This is a genomic window from Streptomyces sp. NPDC001848 (assembly GCF_042891915.1).
Lineage (GTDB): Bacteria > Actinomycetota > Actinomycetes > Streptomycetales > Streptomycetaceae > Streptomyces.
The window spans coordinates 171,290-191,082 of sequence record NZ_JBIATP010000009.1; the positions used below are offsets into that span (position 1 = coordinate 171,290).

The following is a 19,793-nucleotide window of genomic DNA, read 5'->3' on the forward strand; positions in this document are numbered from 1 at the left end:
GGCGCCCATACTCGGGGGCATGACCGCGTACCAACCCCCGGGCGCCCCCCGCCGTGACGGCTACGACGCCGTCGTGCTCGCGGGCGGTGCCGCCCGGCGGCTCGGGGGCGCCGACAAGCCCGGGGTGCGCGTCGGCGGGCGGGCGCTGCTCGACCGGGTGCTGGCGGCGTGCGCCGACGCGGACACCACCGTGGTCGTCGCCGCTCCCCGGCCCACCACGCGCCCCGTGGTCTGGGCCCGTGAGGAGCCACCCGGCGCCGGACCGGTCGCCGCGCTCGAAGCGGGCCTCAGCCGGACCACGGCCGCGGATGCCGTCGTACTCTCCGCCGACCTGCCGTTCCTCACGGAGCGGACGGTACGGCGACTGCTGGATGCCCTTCGCGCGAGCGACGCGGAAGGGGCGGTGCTGACCGACCCCGAGGGGCGCGACCAGCCCCTGGTCGCCGCCTACCGCACGGCGGCCCTGCGCCGCGAACTGGCACGGCTCACCACCGCGCACGCCGGTCTCACCGGCCTTCCGCTGCGGCGCCTGGTCGCCGGGCTGGACCTCACCCGTATCTCCGACCCCGTCGCGTCCTTCGACTGCGACACCTGGGGCGACATCGCCGCCGCCCGATCACGCATCAGGGAGCATGGGCACGTGTTGGATGAATGGATTTCCGCAGTCAAGGACGAACTGGGCATCGATCTCGACGTCGACACCGGCGTCCTCCTCGACCTCGCCCGCGACGCCGCGCACGGCGTCGCCCGCCCCGCGGCCCCGCTGACGACGTTCCTCGTCGGCTACGCCGCCGCGCAGGCGAAAGGCGGCCCCGAGGCGGTCGCCGAAGCCGCCCGCAAGGCCGCGGCGCTGGCCCTGCGCTGGGCGGAGGAGGACGCCGCCGAGGACAGGCCGGGCGCCGGATGACCGGGCGGAGCATCGAGGGGCACCTGGACACCGAGGAACGCGACATGGAGGAGGCGCTGGCCGTGGCCAACGAGAGCGGGGAGCCGAGCCGTCCGCCGGCCCGCCCCGCCCGTCCACCGCAGGACCAGCACGACCGGGACCTCGAAGAGGCCCTCGCCCTCGTCCGGGACCCGGATCAAGGCACTCCCGGGTCCGGACCGCCCACTCCCGACCCCGAGGCGCGCACTCCCGGGCCCGGCCCCCGCCCACCCCGGCACCCCGGCAGCCAGGACCGCCCAGCGGGCACCGACGCCTCCGCCGCACCCCCCTCCGGTCACCGCGCCACCCCGTGGCCCGAGGCCCGCGCCGCGGCCGAGCGTGCCGCCCGCTCCGCTCCGCGCCGCCCAGCCCTCGACGTTCCCCTCGCCGCAGCCCTCGGCCTGGTTCTCGCCGCGCCCCTCACCGCTCTCACCGACCTGCCCCCCTTCGACACCTCCGCCATGGACGGCTGGGCGGTCGCCGGCCCCGGCCCCTGGGACGTGCGGGAGCACGGAGTCCTCGCCGGCCAAGCGGAGCCGGCACCCCTCGGTGACGGCGAGGCCGTGCGGATCGCCACCGGCGCCCGCATCCCGCCGGACACCACCGCCGTCCTGCGCACCGAACACGGCCACACCGACGACAAGGGACGGCTGCACGCCACCCGAGAACTCCCGCAGGGTCAGGACATCCGGCCGCGCGGCCAGGAGTGCCACACAGGCGAGCACCTGCTCCCCCCAGGCACGCACGTCACCCCGGCCGTCCTCGGACTGGCGGCCGCCGCCGGGTACGACACCCTGCGCGTGCTGCCCCGGCCGCGCGCAGAAGTCCTGGTGCTGGGCGACGAGTTGCTCACCGAGGGCCTGCCCAGGGACGGACTGATCCGGGACGCGCTCGGGCCGATGCTGCCGCCGTGGCTGCGCGCGCTCGGCGCCGATGTGACGGCCGTCCGCAGGCTGGGCGACGACGCCGACGCCCTGTACGCGGCCGTGACGTCCTCGACGGCGGACCTGATCGTCACCACGGGCGGCACCGCCGCGGGCCCCGTCGACCACGTCCACCCCACCCTGCGACGCGTCGGTGCCGAACTCCTCGTCGACGGCGTGCAGGTCCGCCCGGGCCACCCCATGCTCCTCGCACACATCCGGGACGGCCGGCACCTCGTCGGTCTGCCCGGCAACCCCCTCGCGGCCGTCTCCGGCCTGCTCACGCTCGCCGAGCCGCTGCTGCGCATCCTCGCCGGCCGCATGGCGCCGGAACCGTACACGCTGCCCCTGAAGGACTCCGTGCACGGTCACCCGTACGACACCCGGCTCATCCCCGTCGTCGTACGCGCCGACCAGGCCGTACCGCTGCACTACCACGGCCCCGCCATGCTGCGCGGCATCGCCGCCGCAGACGCCCTCGCGGTCGTGCCGCCCGGTGGCGCCGGTCCAGGCCAGGAAGTGGAACTCCTCGACCTGCCGTGGGTGTTGGCGGGGTGAGGTCGGTCGGGGTGCGCTCGGCGGGCTGATCCAGGACGGGGAGTGTTTCACGTGAAACATCACGGGTCGGGATGCCGTCGGGCGCCCCGCACGGGAGCCGAGCGGGACGTTTCCACGAGGAGTAGCGTCCCCCTCATGTACGCGATCACGATTCCTGAACCCGGTGGACCCGAGGCGCTGGTGTGGACCGAGGTCCCCGATCCGGTACCCGCCGAAGGCGAAGTGCTGGTCGACGTGGTGGCCGGCGCCGTCAATCGTGCCGATGTCATGCAGCGGCAGGGCTTCTACGACCCGCCGCCCGGGGCGTCCCCGTACCCGGGGCTCGAGTGCTCCGGGCGGATCGCCGCGCTCGGCCCCGGGGTCTCCGGGTGGGCCGTCGGCGACGAGGTCTGCGCGCTGCTCGCGGGCGGCGGATACGCCGAGAAGGTCGCGGTGCCGGCCGGCCAGCTGCTGCCCGTGCCCGAGGGGCTCGATCTGCGGAAGGCGGCCGCGCTGCCCGAGGTGACCTGCACGGTCTGGTCGAACGTGTTCATGGTGGCCCATCTGCGCCCGGGCGAGACGCTGCTCGTGCACGGCGGCTCCAGCGGCATCGGCACGATGGCGATCCAGCTGGCCAAGGCGGTGGGCGCGAGGGTCGCGGTCACGGCCGGAACCAAGACGAAGCTGGACTACTGCGCCGAACTGGGCGCGGACGTGCTGATCAACTATCGCGAACAGGACTTCGTCGAGGAGGTCCGGCAGGCCACGGCCGGGGCGGGTGCCGACGTCATCCTCGACAACATGGGCGCGAAGTACCTGGACCGCAACGTCCAGGCGCTCGCGGTGAACGGGCGTCTCGCGATCATCGGTCTGCAGGGCGGGGTGAAGGGCGAGCTGAACATCAACACGCTGCTGCGCAAGCAGGCAGCGATCACCGCGACCTCTCTGCGGGCGCGGCCGCTCGGGGAGAAGGCGGCGATCGTCGCGGCGGTTCGCGAGCACGTGTGGCCGCTGATCGGCTCCGGGGACGTGCGCCCGATCGTCGACCGTGAGGTTCCGATGAGCGACGCGGCAGAGGCCCACCGGGTACTCGAGGGGAGCGGGCACATCGGGAAGGTGCTGCTGTTGGCGCCGTAGGCATGGGCGTGTGGGGATGACGGTGATACCGAGGGCATCGGTCGCGTGGGGATGACGGTGGCCTCGGGGGTCAGCCGCGACGCAGGCGCAGGGCGAGGAGGGTGAGCGCCAGGCCGAGGCCCACGAGGACCAGGCCGCTGCCGAGGGGAAGGACGTCGGCCGTGGGCTGTGAGGCGGAGGTCTCCCGGGCGGAGCCGGCGGCGCCGTGCGACGGGCTGGGAGAGGCCTCCACGGGGTCGGCAGCGTCTCGGGACGGCTCGATGCCGGTGGCCGGAGCGGCGGTCTCGCGGTCTGCCGGGTCCGGTATCCGCTCCGGCGGTGACGGCGGGTCCTGGTCCGTGTAGGCCGGCCCGTCATCCTCGTCCGGCGGTTCGACATCCGGCCGCCCGGGCCGCTCCCTCCCCTCGCCCGCCCAACTACCCGCCCGGGAGGAGTCGGGCGAGGGATCGGTGGAGGGCGGATCGTCGACGGGGCGCCCGGGGGCGGGGGATTCCGCGGCGTCCTGGCTCTGATGATCCTGGGAGCCTTGCGGCTGGTCGTGACGGTGCGGCCTGTCGTGGCCCTGCGGCCTGTCGTGGTGATGGGACCGGTCATGGCCCTGGGGCATCTCGGGGCCCGGCGGCGCCGTGCCGGTGAGTGGGGTGAACGCGGAGTGCGCGGCCGGGAACCCGCGCGTCGGTATCGCGGATGCCGTGTGCGGCGGAGCGGCAGGGCCGTCGGCCGCTGTCCCGGACGCCGGGGCCTTCCGGGCGGGGGCCTCCGCCGGCGGGACGGACCTGACGGGGACGGCGGTGGCTGTGCGCCCGGCGGCAGAGGTCTGCGTCCGCTGAGCCGAGGGTGCGGAGGCGTGGGTCGGCGGAGTGGAAGGGGTGCGTTCGAGGGCGGAGGCGTGGGTCGGCGGACCCGAAGGGGTGCGTTGCGGGGCGGAGCCGTGCGTCGGTGAAGCCGGGGGCGTCTGCGTGGCGGCCGTGGGCCGGGCTATGGATTCGGGGGCCGGATACGCGATTCGGGTGACGTACCTGCTGGGGAAGGGGACGTCGGACCTGGCCTGGCGCACGGCCCCCGTGCTGTGCGTGGCGGCCCGTATGCCGTACACCGGCCGGGACCCCTCCGCGGACGCGAGGGCGCAGGCGGATATGCCGTACAGAGCACAGACGGCCGTCGTGGTGAGCACCGGTGGCAGGACGGCCACGCGGAGCGTGCGGAACGTGGACGGTGGACGACGCCATGGAGTCACGCGAGTGACCCCCTCCCGTGCTCGGGCGGCAAGATCAACGGCACCAGCGTCACACGGACCCCGGCGCCCGGCATCTCGGCCGTACGCCGTTCGTCGTGGCCCGCCGCACTGCCCCGACCCCCCGCCCCGCCTCACTTCCCCGGCACCCCCGCCCTGCCTCACTTCCTGGGCACCCCCGCCCCGCCTCACTTCCTGGGCACCCCCGCCCCGCCTCACTTCCCCGGCACCCCCGCCCCGCCTCACTTCCCCGGCACCCCGCCCTGCCGCACTGCCCGGCACCGCCCCCCACTGACGCCGCACACCGAGGGCGGAACTTTCCACTGTGGGGTGGATCACTCCCCGTACCGGGCACCTGGCTGATGAGGTGTGTCGGTGCGAGAGAATGGCGGCATGGAGATGCCGAGGAACGAACGGTCGTCGGAGAACGCCCAGAAGATCCTGATCGTGGGTCAGGACGGGATGGCTCTCGGCGGCGCCGGAGACGACGACTCCCGCGAGGTCCCGGTGACCGAACAGGTGGAGCAGCCCGCGAAGGTCATGCGCATCGGCAGCATGATCAAGCAGCTGCTGGAGGAGGTGCGCGCCGCTCCTTTGGACGAGGCGAGCAGGCAGCGCCTGAAGGAGATCCACTCCAGCTCGGTGAAGGAGCTGGAGGACGGTCTCGCCCCCGAACTCGTCGAGGAGCTCGAGCGGCTCTCCCTGCCCTTCACGGACGAGGCGATCCCGAGCGACGCGGAGCTGCGCATCGCGCAGGCCCAGTTGGTGGGCTGGCTGGAGGGCCTCTTCCACGGGATCCAGACCACCCTGTTCGCCCAGCAGATGGCGGCACGCGCCCAGCTGGAACAGATGCGCCGCGCCCTCCCGCCGGGTGTGGGCTCCCCCGACGGCGAGGAGGACCGCCGCACCGGTGGCCGGTCGGGTGGCCCGTACCTGTGACGCACGCCAAGTGAGGGGCCCGGGACCGTGAGGGTGCCGGGCCCCTGCCGTCGTGTCAGAAGCGGCTCAGGCCGGGTTGCCCGTCGACACCGTGAGCACGATCACGGGCATCCTCTTCGGGTTGGCGTCCGTACCGGCCGCCGGGGACTGGTCCATGACCGTGTCCTGGCCGTAGGTGTTCTCGTCCTCGTGCGTGATCCTGTACTTCCAGCCCGCTGCCCGGAAGCACTCCTTGACCGACGTGAGGTTCTTGAAGGAGAAGTCGGGCACCCGGATCTTGTCCGGGTCGACGTACGACGTCTCTGGCTCCGTGCACCTCGTCGCCCGGATCGTCTTCGTCGTGTCCGGGCCCCGGTGGCCCGCGACCACGGGCGCGGGTGCGCTCGTGCTGCCGTCGCCCCCGCCCGTCTCTTCCCCGCCGCTGCCGTTGCTGTGCAGCAGCAGTGACGTGAGGAGGCCGACGATCACGACCAGGACGACCACGACCGAGCCGATGACCACGGCCGGGCTGCCCTTGCCGCCCGTGGCGGGCGTCTGGGGGCTGAGGCGGTAGGGCGAGGGCGGCGGGGTGGCGGCGGACTGCTGCAGCGCGTATCCGGCGGCCTGCGGGGGCGTCTGGTAGCCGGCCTGCTGCGGGTAGCCGTAGGGAGGCGACGGGGCCTGGGCGCCGTACGGGCCGGGCTGGTACGGCATCTGCACGGCCCCCACGGGGCCCGGCGCCGGCCGGCCGGCCGGCGGGAAGACCGCGGAGCTGACACCGGCGCCGCTCGGCGTCTGTGTGCCCGGCACGATGCTCGGCGCGGCGGCCGTGAGCGACGCGGCGACCCGCAGGCACTCGTCCCGCATCGCCTCGGCACTCGGGAAGCGTTCGTTCGGGTTCTTCTTCAGCGCGCGGGCGACCAGCGCGTCCACCGCGGGCGGCAGTGAACGGTTGATCGAGGACGGAGCCACCGGCTCCTCCTGCACATGCGCGTACGCGATCGCGAGCGGTGAATCCGCCTCGAACGGCAGCCGCCCGGTGACCAGCTGGAACAGCATGATCCCGACCGAGTACAGGTCGGACCGTGCGTCCACGCCCCGCCCGAGGGCCTGCTCCGGGGACAGGTACTGGGGGGTGCCGACCACCATGCCCGTCTGGGTCATCGAGGTGACGCCGGACTGCATGGCACGGGCGATGCCGAAGTCCATGACCTTGACGACGTTGCGCTTCGTCATCATCACGTTGCCCGGCTTGATGTCCCGGTGGACCAGGCCCATCTCGTGGCTGATCTCCAGGGCCGCCAGCACATCCGAGGTGATCTTCAGCGCCTTGTCGGCCGGCATCGCGCCGTACTGCCGGATGTCCGCGTCGAGGACCGACCCGAGCGGCTTGCCCTCGACGTACTCCATGACGATGTACGGGGTCGTCGTCCCGCCCAGCTCGTCCTCGCCCGTGTCGAAGACCGAGACGATGTTCGTGTGCGTGAGTTTCGCCACGGCCTGCGCCTCGCGGCGGAAACGCTCCCGGAAGGCCTGTTCGCGCCCCAGCTCGGTGTGAAGTGTCTTGATCGCGACCTGCCGGTCGAGGACGGAGTCGTACGCCAGATGCACCGAGGCCATGCCACCCTCGCCGAGCAAGTCGCGCAGCTGGTAGCGCCCGCCGGCGAGCGCGCGCCCCGCATACCGGCCGTGTGCGCCGTCCTGGCTCATGTTCTGCGTCCCCCATCGGCGCGGCGGCAGCGGCTGCTGGTGCCCGCGGTCCGTGATCGATATTCGTGTTGTCGTCGATCGACAGCGACTGTTCCGTGATCGACTGGTCCATTCCCGGCCAAGTCTGCCCCAGGGCAAGGACACGTCAAGCTCGGTGCCCGTTCCGTGACCGTACGCGAAAGAAGCGTCGCGGAAGCGTTACAGGGGGCGTACGGCCGGCACGCGGAATTTGCAGGTGGAACCGGCTTCACGGTTTGATGACCGGTCCATCTCGAATCCATCTCGGACCGGCGCCTTGCGCGGAGCCTGTAGCGTGGCCCGTCGGAGACCGTAACAACCACCGCGCAGACCGCGGGCAGAAACGACGGCGAGGACCGATGGCACAGACGCAGCGCGCCCAGGGCCCGTCCGACCCCGAGGCGACTGGCGGCGGCATGTCAGACGCGCCGGAGAACTGGGGCAACGGCGGACTTGTCGGGGACGGCCGGTACAGGCTGACCCGCAGGCTCGGCCGGGGCGGCATGGCTGAGGTGTTCGCGGCCGAGGACGTGCGCCTCGGCCGGACGGTCGCGGTCAAGCTGCTCCGTTCCGACCTCGCCGAGGACCCGGTCTCCAAGGCGCGTTTCACCCGCGAGGCCCAGTCGGTGGCCGGACTGAACCACCACGCGATCGTCGCCGTGTACGACTCCGGCGAGGACGTCGTGGGCGGCCAGTCGGTGCCGTACATCGTGATGGAGCTGGTCGAGGGCCGTACGATCCGCGACCTGCTGCTCAACGCCGAGGCGCCGGGCCCCGAGCAGGCCCTGATCATCGTCTCGGGCGTCCTGGAGGCGCTCGCCTACTCGCACCAGCACGGCATCGTGCACCGCGACATCAAGCCGGCCAACGTCATCATCACCAACAACGGCGCCGTGAAGGTGATGGACTTCGGCATCGCGCGCGCCCTGCACGGGGCGTCCACGACGATGACGCAGACCGGCATGGTGATGGGCACCCCGCAGTACCTGTCCCCGGAGCAGGCCCTCGGCAAGGCCGTGGACCACCGCTCCGACCTGTACGCGACGGGCTGCCTGCTGTACGAACTGCTGGCGTTGCGGCCCCCGTTCATCGGCGAGACGCCGCTGTCCGTGGTCTACCAGCACGTTCAGGACATCCCGGTGCCACCGTCCCAGGTCCCGGAGGGGGCGTCGCCGCCGGAGCTGGACGGGCTCGTGATGCGCTCCCTCGCCAAGGAGCCGGACGACCGGTTCCAGACGGCCGAGGAGATGCGCGGGATGGTCCAGTACGCGCTGCAGATGCTCTACGACCAGGGCGGCCACACCGGCACCTGGAACACCGGCCCGGTGGAGATGCACGACGGCCGGCACACCCCGGCGGCGGGCCTCGCCGGCACGGCGGTGCTGCCGCACCCGGGTGAGTCGGGCACCGCGCAGATCCCGCAGCCGATCCTGCCCTCGGGGTACGGCTCCGGCGACGACGGCGGGTTCGAGGGGCACGGCAACAAGGGCAGCGGGCGCGGCAAGCTGTGGGTCCTCGCGGTGCTCGCGGTCATCGCGATCGCGGCGGGTGTCGCGCTGGCGATGCAGAAGAACACGGGAAACGGCGGCGGGTCGGGTCCGACGACGTCGCCGTCCGTCACCAAGTCGCACGAGCAGCAGCAGCCCAGCCAGTCGCCCACGGACGAGCAGACCGCCACGTCCTCGGACGACAACTCGAACACGAGCGGCGGTTCGGACTGGACGCCCTCGCACCGGCCCTCGCAGAGCTACAGCCAGCCGCCGGCGGAGCCCTCCGCGACGCCGTCCGAGTCGAGCGAACAGCCGACCCCGTCGACTCCCTCGCAGGGTGAGCCGTCCGACACGACCCCCTCGGGCGGCGCGGGCGGGGGCGGGGGCGGCGGCTCCACGCCTCCGGCGGGGACGGACGGGGGCGGCAACGGCTCGGGCCCGCCGCAGGTGCCCTGACGCTCCGCGGTCGAGCACCTTCCAGCCCTCCACGCGCGCGTGGCCCGGAGACGGGCTCCACGCGCGCGTGGCCTTTTCCAGGCGTGTTTCGAGCGCGTCCCAGGACGGGTTCCACGGTCGGTGTCCCCGGTCGGGCCCCGCGGTCGATGCTTCACGAGGCGTGTTTCGAGCGCGTCCCAGGACGGGTTCCACGGTCGGTGTCCCAGGACGGGTCCCACGGTCGGTGTCCCCGGTCGGGCCCCACGGTCGATGCTTCACGAGGCGTGTTTCGAGCGCGTCCGAGGACGGGTTCCACGGTCGGTGTCCCAGGACGGGTCCCACGGTCGGTGTCCCCGGTCGGGCCACGCGGTCGATGCTTCACGATCAGGATCACGTGCCACCGTCACGTTCCGCGGTCGTGCCCTCCACGGTCGGCTCGCGGAACCGTCCTCCCCGGGAGCCGACACCCGCGTCACTCCGGATGATGTCTTCCCGTGCTCCGGGCGGGCGGGATAACGTGCCGTTGTTCCGGCCCCCTGCAAGGCTGTGACCAGCAACTGTTCCCGACTGACTCGATTTACTTGGAAATCCAAGCAAAATCCCAGGTCAGGAGGGGTTTCACAGAAATGTGGCGCGCTGGGTAACGTGCCCCTTGCAGGGTGCTCGCCGGGGCACCTTCCGCGTCTGTTCGTCACGAGCCGCACCCACCCCGTGCGTCCGTGCGGTGCAGGCGGAGCCGCTCCCACCGGCCCGAACGGGCCGAGGGGAACCCAGGCACCCGGCGAACCCGGGGGCCGGACCGACGGAGGAGCACACGTGACCGTGGAGAGCACTGCCGCGCGCAAGCCGCGACGCAGCGCCGGAAGCAAGGCCGGCACCACCGGCACCAAGCGCACCACCAGCAACACGTCCAAGAAGGGCGCCGACCCCGACCTCGTCCAGTTGCTGACGCCCGAGGGCACGCGGGTCGCAAGCCCCGAGTACGACCGGTACGTCGCGGACGTCACCCCAGAGCAGCTGCGCGGGCTGTACCGGGACATGGTGCTGACCCGCCGCTTCGACGCCGAGGCCACCTCCCTGCAGCGCCAGGGCGAGCTGGGCCTGTGGGCCTCGCTGCTCGGCCAGGAGGCCGCCCAGATCGGCTCCGGCCGGGCCCTGCGCGACGACGACTACGTCTTCCCGACCTACCGTGAACACGGCGTCGCCTGGTGCCGCGGCGTGGACCCGACCAACCTGCTCGGCATGTTCCGCGGTGTGAACAACGGCGGCTGGGACCCGAACAGCAACAACTTCCACCTCTACACGATCGTCATCGGCTCGCAGACCCTGCACGCCACCGGCTACGCCATGGGCGTGGCCAAGGACGGCGCCGACTCGGCCGTGATCGCGTACTTCGGTGACGGCGCCTCCAGCCAGGGCGACGTGGCGGAGTCATTCACGTTCGCGGCGGTCTACAACGCCCCGGTGGTGTTCTTCTGCCAGAACAACCAGTGGGCGATCTCAGAACCCACCGAGAAGCAGACCCGGGTGCCGCTGTACCAGCGTGCGCAGGGCTTCGGCTTCCCCGGGGTGCGGGTCGACGGCAACGACGTGCTGGCCTGCCTCGCGGTGACCAAGTGGGCGCTGGAGCGGGCGCGCAACGGCGAGGGCCCGACCCTCGTGGAGGCGTTCACCTACCGCATGGGCGCCCACACCACCTCCGACGACCCGACCCGCTACCGCCTCGACGACGAGCGGGCCGCCTGGGAGGCGAAGGACCCGATTGCCCGCCTGCGCGCCTACCTCGAGGCCTCAAACCACGCGGACGAGGGATTCTTCGCGGAACTCGAGGCGGAGAGCGAGGCGTTGGGAAGGCGGGTGCGTGAAGCGGTCCGTGCCATGCCGGACCCGGACCACTTCGCCATCTTCGAGAACGTGTACGCGGACGGGCATGCGCTCGTCGACGAGGAGCGGGCCCAGTTCGCCGCCTACCAGGCGTCGTTCGCGGACACCGACGCTGAAGGGGGACGGTGACATGGCCGAGAAGATGGCGATCGCCAAGGCGATCAACGAGTCGCTGCGCAAGGCCCTGGAGTCGGACCCCAAGGTCCTGGTGATGGGCGAGGACGTCGGCAAGCTCGGCGGTGTCTTCCGGGTGACGGACGGCCTGCAGAAGGACTTCGGCGAGGAGCGGGTGATCGACACCCCGCTCGCGGAGTCGGGCATCGTGGGCACCGCGATCGGTCTGGCCCTGCGCGGGTACCGCCCGGTGGTGGAGATCCAGTTCGACGGGTTCGTCTTCCCCGCCTACGACCAGATCGTCACCCAGCTGGCGAAGATGCACGCCCGCTCGCTGGGCAAGGTCAAGCTCCCGGTCGTCATCCGCATCCCCTACGGCGGCGGCATCGGCGCGGTGGAACACCACAGCGAGTCCCCCGAGGCGCTGTTCGCGCACGTGGCGGGCCTGAAGGTCGTCTCTCCGTCCGACGCCTCGGACGCGTACTGGATGATGCAGCAGGCGATCCAGAGCGACGATCCGGTGATCTTCTTCGAGCCGAAGCGGCGCTACTGGGACAAGTCCGAGGTCAACACGGAGGCGATTCCGGGCCCGCTGCACAAGGCGCGTGTGGTGCGGGAGGGCACGGATCTGACCCTGGCCGCGTACGGGCCGATGGTGAAGGTGTGCCAGGAGGCCGCGGCGGCCGCCCAGGAAGAGGGCAGGTCGCTGGAGGTGCTGGACCTGCGGTCGGTCTCCCCGCTCGACTTCGACTCCATCCAGGCGTCGGTGGAGAGGACCCGCCGTCTGGTGGTGGTGCACGAGGCGCCGGTGTTCTTCGGTTCGGGCGCGGAGATCGCCGCCCGGATCACGGAGCGGTGCTTCTACCACCTGGAGGCGCCCGTGCTGCGGGTCGGCGGCTACCACGCGCCGTATCCGCCGGCACGGCTGGAGGAGGAGTACCTGCCGGGCCTGGACCGGGTGCTGGACGCCGTCGACCGCGCCCTGGCGTACTGAGGAGAGGGTCGTGACGACGATGACTGACGCGTCCGTGCGCGAGTTCAAGATGCCCGACGTGGGCGAGGGGCTCACCGAGGCCGAGATCCTCAAGTGGTACGTCCAGCCGGGTGACACGGTCACCGACGGGCAGGTCGTGTGCGAGGTGGAGACGGCGAAGGCGGCCGTGGAGCTGCCGATCCCGTACGACGGGGTGGTCCGCGAGCTGCACTTCCCCGAGGGCACCACGGTGGACGTCGGTACCCCGATCATCGCCGTGGACGTCACCGGGGGCGCCCCCGCCGGGGAGGCGCAGGCGCCCGTCGAGACGGCGGCTCAGGAGCAGTCCGAGGCGAAGGAGACCCAGAAGGAGGGCCGCAAGCCGGTCCTCGTCGGGTACGGCGTCGCCGAGTCCTCCACCCGGCGCCGCCCCCGCAAGGCGCCCACGGCGGCGGCCGAGGAGACCGTATCCGTGGTCCCGGGCGATCTGAACGGGCACGGCAAGCAGGTCCGTCCGCTGGCGAAGCCGCCGGTGCGCAAGCTGGCGAAGGACCTGGGCGTCGACCTGGCGACGGTACGTCCGTCGGGGCCGGACGGGATCATCACACGCGAGGACGTGCAGGCGGCGGTGGCCGCCGCACCGGCCCCCGAGGCCCCGGCGGCCCCCGTGACGCCCGTGGCACCCGCCCCTGTCGTGGCGCCGACGCAGGTGGTGACGTACGACAGCGGACGGGAGACTCGTATCCCGGTCAAGGGCGTCCGCAAGGCCACCGCTCAGGCGATGGTCGGCTCGGCGTTCACCGCGCCGCACGTCACGGAGTTCGTGACCGTCGACGTCACCCGCACGATGAAGCTGGTCGAGGAGCTCAAGCAGGACAGGGACTTCGAGGGCCTGCGGGTCAACCCCCTGCTGCTGATCGCCAAGGCCCTGCTGGTCGCGGTCAAGCGGAACCCGGACATCAACGCGTCCTGGGACGAGGCCAACCAGGAGATCGTCCGCAAGCACTACGTGAACCTGGGCATCGCCGCGGCCACCCCGCGCGGTCTGATCGTGCCGAACATCAAGGACGCGCACGACAAGACCCTGCCGCAGCTGGCGGAGGCGCTGGGTGAGCTGGTGGCCACGGCCCGGGAGGGCAGGACGAGCCCTGCGGCGATGCAGGGCGGCACGATCACGATCACGAACGTGGGCGTCTTCGGTGTCGACACCGGCACGCCGATCCTGAACCCGGGCGAGTCGGCGATCCTCGCGGTCGGCGCGATCAAGCTCCAGCCGTGGGTCCACAAGGGCAAGGTCAGGCCCCGCCAGGTCACGACCCTGGCCCTGAGCTTCGACCACCGCCTGGTCGACGGGGAGCTCGGCTCCAAGGTCCTCGCGGACGTCGCGGCGATCCTGGAACAGCCGAAGCGGTTGATCACCTGGGCGTAGCCGGGCCGGAATGCCTATGGCAAGGGGGCCTGCCGCTGACCAGCAGCGGCAGGCCCCCTTGGCATGTGGCGGGCGTCAGCCGAGCTTGGCGAAGCCGTAGTTGAGCAGCTTCGTGGCGTCGGTGGCACGCTGGTTGATCGACGACGAGGCGAGGACCGTGCCGATGACCGTCTTGCCGTTGCGGGTGGCGGCGAAGACGAGGCAGTACTTGGCCTCGGGGCCGGAGCCGGTCTTCACGCCGATCGCGCCGCTGTAGCTGCTGAGCAGCGTGTTGGTGTTGGTCCACGGCGCCATGGTGCGGACGGTGCCGGACTTGGTGATGGTCTTCGCCGTGTACGACTTGGTCTTCACGATCGTGCGGAACGTGGAGTTCTTCATCGCGCTGCTCGCGATCTTCGTCAGATCGCGCGGCGTCGAGTAGTTGTTGCCGTTGCCGATGCCGTCGAACGAATCGAAGTGCGTGTTCTTCAGGCCGAGGCCCGTGGCGGCGCTGTTCATCTTGCCGATGAACGACTTCACGCGCGCGGCACGCGTCGTGCCGGAACCGAACTTGTCGGCGAGCGCGTAGGCCGCGTCACAGCCGGAGGGCAGCATCAGCCCGTACAGCAGCTGACGGACGGTGACCTTGTCGCCCACGATCAGGTGCGCCTGGGAGGCGTTGTTGGCGACCACGTAGTCGCTGTACGCCTTCTGGATCGTCACCTTGGCGTCGAGGTTGAGGTTCGGCTGTGCGAGCACCACCTTCGCGGTCATGATCTTGGTGGTGGAGCCGGTGGAACGCCTGGTGTCCGCGGCCTTCGTGTACAGCGTCGCGCCGTTCGCGTTGTTCATCGCGTAGCCGCCCGCGGCCACGATCGAGGGCGTGGTGACGGCCTGAGCGGGCACCGCGGTGAGGGCTCCGGTGGTGAGCACGGCTCCGGTGGTGACCACTGCCGCGACTGCCCTGCGAACTCGCGTGCCCTTAATGCCGGTAATCAAAGTTGAACGCTCCGATTGCGTCTCTGATGCCTCTGAATGCATCCAAATGCCCCTGGAGTGCGGCCGGGTGACGAGGGCCGCTCCCCGTCAGACTAGTAAGTGGCCCAAAAGGATGTGCGGTTGCCCGGGTGAATTCCGGGACGGATGTGCCCGTCCGTATGTTGGACGCCGATCGGCATGCGTACGTGTTGTATCTATGATGTGCCCATGCCTGCAGCTCCGTCCGTCGCCGAAGTCCCCGAGAAGATGCCCCTCAAACAACCCCCCGCCGCCGACCGCGTGTACACGCACGTCAAACAAGGTGTCCTGGAGCGCCGTTACGAGGGCGGGACGCTGCTGACCGAGGGTGAGCTGGCCGAGGAGGTCGGGGTCTCGCGCACACCGGTGCGGGAGGCGCTGCTGCGGCTGGAGGTCGAAGGGCTGATCAAGCTCTACCCGAAGAAGGGCGCCCTCGTCCTCGCCGTCTCCGCCCAGGAGATCGCGGACGTGGTCGAGACGCGCCAGCTCGTCGAGGAACACGCGGCCCGCAAGGCCGTCCCCGCCCCGCCCGGGCTGATCGAGCGGCTCGAGCAACTGCTCGCCCGTCAGAAGGAGCAGGCCGCCTCCGGTGACCTGGCCGGTGCGGCGCTCACCGACCGCACCTTCCACGCCGAGATCGTGCGCAGCGGCGGCAACGAGATCCTCTCCCGCCTGTACGACCAACTCCGCGACCGGCAGCTGCGCATGGGCGTCGCCGTCATGCACTCGCACCCCGACCGCATCGCCAAGACCCTCACCGAGCACGAGGAGATCCTTCAGGCACTGCGGTCCGGCGACGCCGACGCCGCTGTGGCCATCGTGCACCGGCACGTCAGCTGGTTCTCCCACCTGGCGCGGGGTGAGGTGCGATGAGGTCGCCGGTGAGTTCGCGTTCCGTGTCGCTGCCCGGTGACCCGCCGGGCGGCCGGCGTGCCGTGGCCGTGTGGGCCATCGGCGTCTCGGTCTACTTCGTCGCCGTCATCTTCCGTACGTCGCTGGGCGTGGCCGGCCTGGACGCGGCGGACCGCTTCCATGTGAACGCCTCCGCCCTGTCCGCCTTCTCCATCCTCCAGCTGCTCGTGTACGCGGGCATGCAGATACCCGTCGGCCTGCTGGTGGACCGGCTCGGCACCAAGAAGGTGCTGACCCTCGGGGTCGTCCTGTTCACGGCGGGCCAGCTGGGGTTCGCGTTCTCACCGTCGTACGGCACGGCCCTCGCCTCGCGTGCGCTGCTGGGCTGCGGCGACGCGATGACGTTCATCAGCGTGCTGCGGCTCGGCACACGCTGGTTCCCGGCCCGCCGCGGTCCACTGGTCGCGCAGCTCGCCGGTCTGGTCGGCATGGCGGGCAACCTGGTCTCCACCCTCGTGCTCGCCCGCCTGCTGCACGGGGTGGGCTGGACGGCGGCGTTCGGCGGCAGCGCGCTCGCCGGTGCGGTCGTCCTCGTCCTGCTGCTGCTCTTCCTGAAGGACCACCCGGAGGGGTACGAGCCGGAGCCGTTCCCGCACCACGGGTCGGCGTACGTGCGGCGGCAGATCGTGGCGTCGTGGAAGGAGCCCGGGACGCGGCTCGGCATGTGGGTGCACTTCACGACCCAGTTCCCGGCGATGGTGTTCCTGCTGCTGTGGGGCCTGCCCTTCCTGGTGCAGGCGCAGGGCCTGTCCCGGGCGACGGCCGGTGAACTCCTCACGCTCGTCGTGCTGTCGAACATGCTGGTCGGACTGGTGTACGGGCAGATCGTGGCCCGGCACCACGCGGCGCGGCTGCCGCTGGCCCTCGGCACGGTCGGGGCGACGGCGGCGGTGTGGGCGGCCACGCTCGCCTACCCGACCGTGCACGCCCCCATGTGGCTGCTGGTCCTGCTGTGCACGGTGCTCGGGGCGTGCGGTCCGGCCTCGATGATCGGCTTCGACTTCGCGCGGCCCGCGAACCCGCCGGAGCGTCAGGGCACGGCGTCCGGGATCACCAACATGGGCGGTTTCGTCGCCTCCATGACCACGCTGCTCGCGGTCGGGGTGCTGCTGGACGCGACGGGGGACGACTACACCGTGGCGTTCTGCGCCGTGTTCGTGCTCCAGGCGTTGGGGCTCAGCCAGATACTGCGGCTGCGGAAGCGGGCGGCGCGCAGGGAGCGGGAGCGGTTGGTGGCCAGTCGGGTGGAGACGGTGCACGTGCCGGCGTAGGACACCGCCTACGGACGGCGGCGTGGGGGCTCCAGGCCCAGCACCCTGTCCTTCAGCGCCGGGAACTGCTCCCTCGTCGTGGCGACCCGCGCCGGGTCCAACTCCACCCTGAGGATCTCCTCCCCCGCCCCCGCCTCGGCGAGGACTTCCCCCCATGGGTCCACCACGATCGAGTGACCCGCCTGTGGAACTCCCGCATGTGTCCCGGCCGTTCCACACGCAAGGACGTACGCCTGGTTCTCGACCGCCCGCGCCTGGGCCAGCAGCGTCCAGTGGGACCGGCGGCGCTCCGGCCAGCCCGCCGGGATCACCAGCGTCTCGGCCCCCGCGTCCACGAGCGTGCGGAACAGCTCGGGGAAGCGGAGGTCGTAACAGGTGGCCACACCGACGGTCGTCTCCGGCAGCCGCACCGTCACCGGCGCGGTCCCCGCACCCATCAGCACGGCCTCGCCCTTGTCGAAGCCGAAGCGGTGGATCTTGCGGTAGGCCGCGGCCAGTTCACCGGAGGGGGAGAAGATGAGAGACGTGTTGTAGAGCGCGCCGTCGGCGGCGCGCTCGGGGACCGAGCCGGCGTGCAGCCACACGCCCGCGTCGGCCGCCGCCTTCGCCATCGCCTCATGGGTCGGCCCCTCCAGGGGCTCGGCCTCGTCGCCGAACCGCTCGTAGGCGAACGCCCCGGTGGTCCACAGCTCGGGCAGCACCACGAGATCGACTCCGGCTTGATCGCGTACCAGCGAGGCGGCTCGCCGCCGACGCGAATCGACCGATTCGTCCTCGTCCACCCGCATCTGGATCAGGGAGGCGCGCACAGTACCACCGTCCTGGTAATCGAGCCTTCTCAACGGGCCTACGATCGTCACACCAAAGCACTGCCGGGGTGCCTCGCAGCAGCGTAACTTAACGTCCCAAGACACCCGCTGACAGCCGCCTCCCGCAGTACAACCACCGACAGAGCCGTCGACCAACGACCGTGTACCGACCGCCCGAGGGGTCCCGTTCCGTGAGTCTGCATCCCACTCTCCAGCCCTACGCCGATGCCTGGACCCACTCCGTCGAAGCGATATCCGAGCTGGTGCAGCCGCTCGTGGAGGGCGAGTGGAACCGGCGGACACCCTGCCCCGGCTGGTCGGTGCGCGACGTGGTCTCCCACGTCATCGGCATGGACTGCGAGATGCTCGGCGACCCGCGTCCGATCCACACGCTCCCGCGCGACCTGTTCCACGTCACCAACGACCACCAGCGCTACATGGAGATGCAGGTCGACGTCCGCCGCCACCACACGGCGCCGGAGATGACGGCCGAGCTGGAGTACACGATCATCCGCCGCAACCGCCAGCTGCGGAACGAGTCGCGGGACCCGGGCACGAAGGTCCGCGGCCCGCTCGGTACCGAGCTCACCCTCGAAGAGGCCATGCGGTACCGCGCGTTCGACATCTGGGTGCACGAACAGGACCTCCGCACGGCGCTCGGCCGCCCGGGGAACCTGGACTCCCCGGGCGCCCACATCACCCGGGACGAGCTGCTGGCCGCGCTGCCGGAGGTGGTCGCCAAGGACGCGGGCGCGCCGCCCGGCTCGGCGGTCGTCATCGACGTGCACGGCCCCGTGGAGTTCCTGCGCACCGTCCGGGTGGACGCGGAGGGCCGCGGCACGATCGACGGCACACCCTCGCTGGGCCCTGCGGTGACACTCACCCTCGACTGGGAGACGTACGTCCGCCTGGCCTGCGGCCGGGTGAGCGCGGACGCCGTGGCCGACCGCATCAAGGCGGAGGGCGACCCGGAGCTGACGGCGGCGATCCTGCGCTCGTTCGCGGTGACGAAGTAGACGACGCGGACGGACCCTCGAGCTCACCGTGCCCTCGGGACCCGCTCAGTCCTCCTCCCGCTCCTTGTCCGCCAGGTGGATCACGCACACGGCCACCGCGATCAGCAGTGCCGGGTCCGCGTCCTCGCGCACGATGTCGACGCCGTACGTCTCACGGACGTGCAGCCAGCGCCGGGAGATCTGCGCGAGCAGCTCGCCGTCGTACTCGACGGCGAACTCACGGTCGAGGATCTTGCCGCTGACGTCGAGCTCCGTGCCGTCCGCCAGCGAGACGCGGTAGTGGTTGCGCAGCAGGGACAGCCGCTTGCGCTTGATCGTGGCCAGCCGCTCGCCCTCTCGCTCGATGATCATCGTGTCGCGCAGGGCGAACATCTTCTGGTGGATGTCGATCAGGACGCGCCCCTGTGGGTCCTTCAGCTCGAAGGTGTCCCTCAACCGCATCGCCTTGCCGTCGACCAGGAACACCTTGGTGCCGTGCTGGTCCTCGATCCAGTAGTCCTCACCGATGCCGAGGAGCCGGTCGCGCACAAAAAGTCTCATACGCTCAGGGCTTCCCCCGGGACCGGCCCGAAACGCCGCCGGTAGGCCGACGGACTGAGCCCGGTCTCACGCCGCAGCCGGACCCGGACGCGGGAGAGTCCCCCGCGCGCACGGCGGGGGACTCGTGGACGGACCGCGAGGGCACCGCGGAAGGACGACCGGTCTACCGGTCTACCGGTCTACCGGTAACCCTCCCGCCTGTCCTGCTCGTCGAGCTCGTCCTCGTCCCAGGACGAGCGCCGCTCCTCGCGCTCACGGCGCGTGCCGGACCTGCCCAGGTCCGGGTCCGAAAGGTCGGAGCCGCTCATGTCGGGGTCACGGCGGTCCCGGTCGCGGATCTCCTCGCCGCTCGTCTCGCCGCGCTCGCGGTCCCGGTTCGGGCGGCGCATCTGGTCGTCGATGTCTCGAGGCATGGAACTGCTCCCTTGCACTGACCCCCCTGTGTGAGACGAGCATCTCTCCGTCACGCCATGTGCGCATCCCGTAGGAGAGCTTGTACGCACAGTCACCGAGTTGTCCACA

The 19,793-nt window shown here is 71.5% G+C and carries 17 protein-coding genes and 1 pseudogene; 11 read left to right on the forward strand and 7 right to left on the reverse strand.

The window, feature by feature from the left end; genetic code table 11:
* Positions 1–19: 19 nt before the first annotated feature.
* The 3 genes from ACFYZJ_RS20215 to ACFYZJ_RS20225 all read left to right on the forward strand — a co-directional run bounded on the left by ACFYZJ_RS20215 (position 20) and on the right by ACFYZJ_RS20225 (position 3,522).
* Positions 20–907 (forward strand): NTP transferase domain-containing protein, encoded by an 888-nt coding sequence (locus tag ACFYZJ_RS20215; protein ID WP_388569865.1) that lies wholly within the window; start codon positions 20–22, stop codon positions 905–907.
* Positions 904–2,406: a molybdopterin molybdotransferase MoeA gene (locus ACFYZJ_RS20220; protein ID WP_388569868.1), complete on the forward strand. Its 1,503-nt coding sequence runs from the start codon at positions 904–906 to the stop codon at positions 2,404–2,406. The genes ACFYZJ_RS20215 and ACFYZJ_RS20220 overlap by 4 nt, the downstream gene beginning before the upstream one ends.
* A 135-nt stretch (positions 2,407–2,541) precedes the next feature.
* On the forward strand, positions 2,542–3,522 hold the full coding sequence (locus ACFYZJ_RS20225; protein ID WP_388569871.1) for an NAD(P)H-quinone oxidoreductase: 981 nt from the start codon (positions 2,542–2,544) through the stop codon (positions 3,520–3,522).
* Positions 3,523–3,592: 70 nt separating this feature from the next.
* Here the strand turns inward: ACFYZJ_RS20225 and ACFYZJ_RS20230 are convergent, their stop codons facing one another.
* The gene (locus ACFYZJ_RS20230; protein WP_388569874.1) at positions 3,593–4,759 is read right to left on the reverse strand and encodes a hypothetical protein; all 1,167 of its coding nucleotides are present in this window, start codon (positions 4,757–4,759) and stop codon (positions 3,593–3,595) included.
* A 390-nt stretch (positions 4,760–5,149) separates the two neighbouring features.
* On the opposite strand from ACFYZJ_RS20230, the gene ACFYZJ_RS20235 reads away from it, so the two are divergent.
* Entirely contained in the window at positions 5,150–5,695 is a 546-nt protein-coding gene (locus tag ACFYZJ_RS20235; RefSeq protein ID WP_388569876.1) for a bacterial proteasome activator family protein, read from the forward strand.
* Positions 5,696–5,761: 66 nt separating this feature from the next.
* Here the strand turns inward: ACFYZJ_RS20235 and ACFYZJ_RS20240 are convergent, their stop codons facing one another.
* The gene (locus tag ACFYZJ_RS20240) at positions 5,762–7,384 is read right to left on the reverse strand and encodes a protein kinase (RefSeq protein ID WP_388569879.1); all 1,623 of its coding nucleotides are present in this window, start codon (positions 7,382–7,384) and stop codon (positions 5,762–5,764) included.
* A 377-nt stretch (positions 7,385–7,761) separates the two neighbouring features.
* On the opposite strand from ACFYZJ_RS20240, the gene ACFYZJ_RS20245 reads away from it, so the two are divergent.
* The 4 genes from ACFYZJ_RS20245 to ACFYZJ_RS20260 all read left to right on the forward strand — a co-directional run bounded on the left by ACFYZJ_RS20245 (position 7,762) and on the right by ACFYZJ_RS20260 (position 13,727).
* On the forward strand, positions 7,762–9,348 hold the full coding sequence (locus ACFYZJ_RS20245) for a protein kinase (protein WP_388569881.1): 1,587 nt from the start codon (positions 7,762–7,764) through the stop codon (positions 9,346–9,348).
* A gap of 795 nt (positions 9,349–10,143) precedes the next feature.
* Complete coding sequence (gene pdhA, locus ACFYZJ_RS20250; RefSeq protein ID WP_388569883.1) at positions 10,144–11,340, forward strand: pyruvate dehydrogenase (acetyl-transferring) E1 component subunit alpha; 1,197 nt, start codon at positions 10,144–10,146, stop codon at positions 11,338–11,340.
* 1 nt (position 11,341) lies between these two features.
* The gene (locus tag ACFYZJ_RS20255; protein WP_388569885.1) at positions 11,342–12,319 is read left to right on the forward strand and encodes an alpha-ketoacid dehydrogenase subunit beta; all 978 of its coding nucleotides are present in this window, start codon (positions 11,342–11,344) and stop codon (positions 12,317–12,319) included.
* 10 nt (positions 12,320–12,329) lie between these two features.
* The gene (locus tag ACFYZJ_RS20260) at positions 12,330–13,727 is read left to right on the forward strand and encodes a dihydrolipoamide acetyltransferase family protein (RefSeq protein WP_388569888.1); all 1,398 of its coding nucleotides are present in this window, start codon (positions 12,330–12,332) and stop codon (positions 13,725–13,727) included.
* A gap of 75 nt (positions 13,728–13,802) precedes the next feature.
* On the opposite strand, the gene ACFYZJ_RS20265 is transcribed toward ACFYZJ_RS20260, so the two are convergent.
* Positions 13,803–14,705 (reverse strand): D-alanyl-D-alanine carboxypeptidase family protein, encoded by a 903-nt coding sequence (locus ACFYZJ_RS20265; RefSeq protein ID WP_388569891.1) that lies wholly within the window; start codon positions 14,703–14,705, stop codon positions 13,803–13,805.
* A 207-nt stretch (positions 14,706–14,912) separates the two neighbouring features.
* Between ACFYZJ_RS20265 and ACFYZJ_RS20270 the strand changes: the two genes are divergently transcribed.
* A complete protein-coding gene (locus ACFYZJ_RS20270; RefSeq protein ID WP_388569893.1) occupies positions 14,913–15,596 on the forward strand; it encodes a GntR family transcriptional regulator in 684 nt (227 codons plus the stop codon).
* The gene (locus tag ACFYZJ_RS20275) at positions 15,593–16,906 is read left to right on the forward strand and encodes a nitrate/nitrite transporter (protein WP_388569896.1); all 1,314 of its coding nucleotides are present in this window, start codon (positions 15,593–15,595) and stop codon (positions 16,904–16,906) included. The genes ACFYZJ_RS20270 and ACFYZJ_RS20275 overlap by 4 nt, the downstream gene beginning before the upstream one ends.
* Positions 16,907–16,914: 8 nt before the next feature.
* On the opposite strand, the gene ACFYZJ_RS20280 is transcribed toward ACFYZJ_RS20275, so the two are convergent.
* A complete protein-coding gene (locus ACFYZJ_RS20280) occupies positions 16,915–17,715 on the reverse strand; it encodes a carbon-nitrogen family hydrolase (protein WP_388569898.1) in 801 nt (266 codons plus the stop codon).
* A gap of 191 nt (positions 17,716–17,906) precedes the next feature.
* On the opposite strand from ACFYZJ_RS20280, the gene ACFYZJ_RS20285 reads away from it, so the two are divergent.
* Positions 17,907–18,731, forward strand: a complete 825-nt coding sequence (locus ACFYZJ_RS20285; protein WP_388569901.1) for a maleylpyruvate isomerase family mycothiol-dependent enzyme — start codon at positions 17,907–17,909, stop codon at positions 18,729–18,731.
* A gap of 45 nt (positions 18,732–18,776) precedes the next feature.
* Here ACFYZJ_RS20285 and ACFYZJ_RS20290 read toward each other — a convergent pair whose 3' ends face one another.
* The 3 genes and pseudogenes from ACFYZJ_RS20290 to ACFYZJ_RS20300 all read right to left on the reverse strand — a co-directional run bounded on the left by ACFYZJ_RS20290 (position 18,777) and on the right by ACFYZJ_RS20300 (position 19,684).
* Entirely contained in the window at positions 18,777–19,271 is a 495-nt protein-coding gene (locus ACFYZJ_RS20290) for an LURP-one-related/scramblase family protein (RefSeq protein ID WP_388569904.1), read from the reverse strand.
* Positions 19,268–19,381, reverse strand: a pseudogene (locus ACFYZJ_RS20295) (AraC family transcriptional regulator); the annotation flags it as partial. The gene ACFYZJ_RS20290 and the pseudogene ACFYZJ_RS20295, both read right to left, overlap by 4 nt.
* A 69-nt stretch (positions 19,382–19,450) precedes the next feature.
* Positions 19,451–19,684, reverse strand: a complete 234-nt coding sequence (locus ACFYZJ_RS20300; protein ID WP_388569907.1) for a hypothetical protein — start codon at positions 19,682–19,684, stop codon at positions 19,451–19,453.
* Between the last annotated feature and the right edge of the window lie 109 nt (positions 19,685–19,793).

Bases quoted from the DNA above. Each gene is read 5' to 3' on its own strand.
- ACFYZJ_RS20215 (WP_388569865.1), top strand. From the start codon at position 20: ATGACCGCGTACCAACCCCCGGGCGCCCCCCGCCGTGACGGCTACGAC.
- ACFYZJ_RS20220 (WP_388569868.1), top strand. From the start codon at position 904: ATGACCGGGCGGAGCATCGAGGGGCACCTGGACACCGAGGAACGCGAC.
- ACFYZJ_RS20225 (WP_388569871.1), top strand. From the start codon at position 2,542: ATGTACGCGATCACGATTCCTGAACCCGGTGGACCCGAGGCGCTGGTG.
- ACFYZJ_RS20235 (WP_388569876.1), top strand. From the start codon at position 5,150: ATGGAGATGCCGAGGAACGAACGGTCGTCGGAGAACGCCCAGAAGATC.
- ACFYZJ_RS20240 (WP_388569879.1), bottom strand. From the start codon at position 7,384: ATGAGCCAGGACGGCGCACACGGCCGGTATGCGGGGCGCGCGCTCGCC.
- ACFYZJ_RS20245 (WP_388569881.1), top strand. From the start codon at position 7,762: ATGGCACAGACGCAGCGCGCCCAGGGCCCGTCCGACCCCGAGGCGACT.
- ACFYZJ_RS20255 (WP_388569885.1), top strand. From the start codon at position 11,342: ATGGCCGAGAAGATGGCGATCGCCAAGGCGATCAACGAGTCGCTGCGC.
- ACFYZJ_RS20270 (WP_388569893.1), top strand. From the start codon at position 14,913: ATGCCTGCAGCTCCGTCCGTCGCCGAAGTCCCCGAGAAGATGCCCCTC.
- ACFYZJ_RS20275 (WP_388569896.1), top strand. From the start codon at position 15,593: ATGAGGTCGCCGGTGAGTTCGCGTTCCGTGTCGCTGCCCGGTGACCCG.
- ACFYZJ_RS20290 (WP_388569904.1), bottom strand. From the start codon at position 19,271: ATGAGACTTTTTGTGCGCGACCGGCTCCTCGGCATCGGTGAGGACTAC.
- ACFYZJ_RS20300 (WP_388569907.1), bottom strand. From the start codon at position 19,684: ATGCCTCGAGACATCGACGACCAGATGCGCCGCCCGAACCGGGACCGC.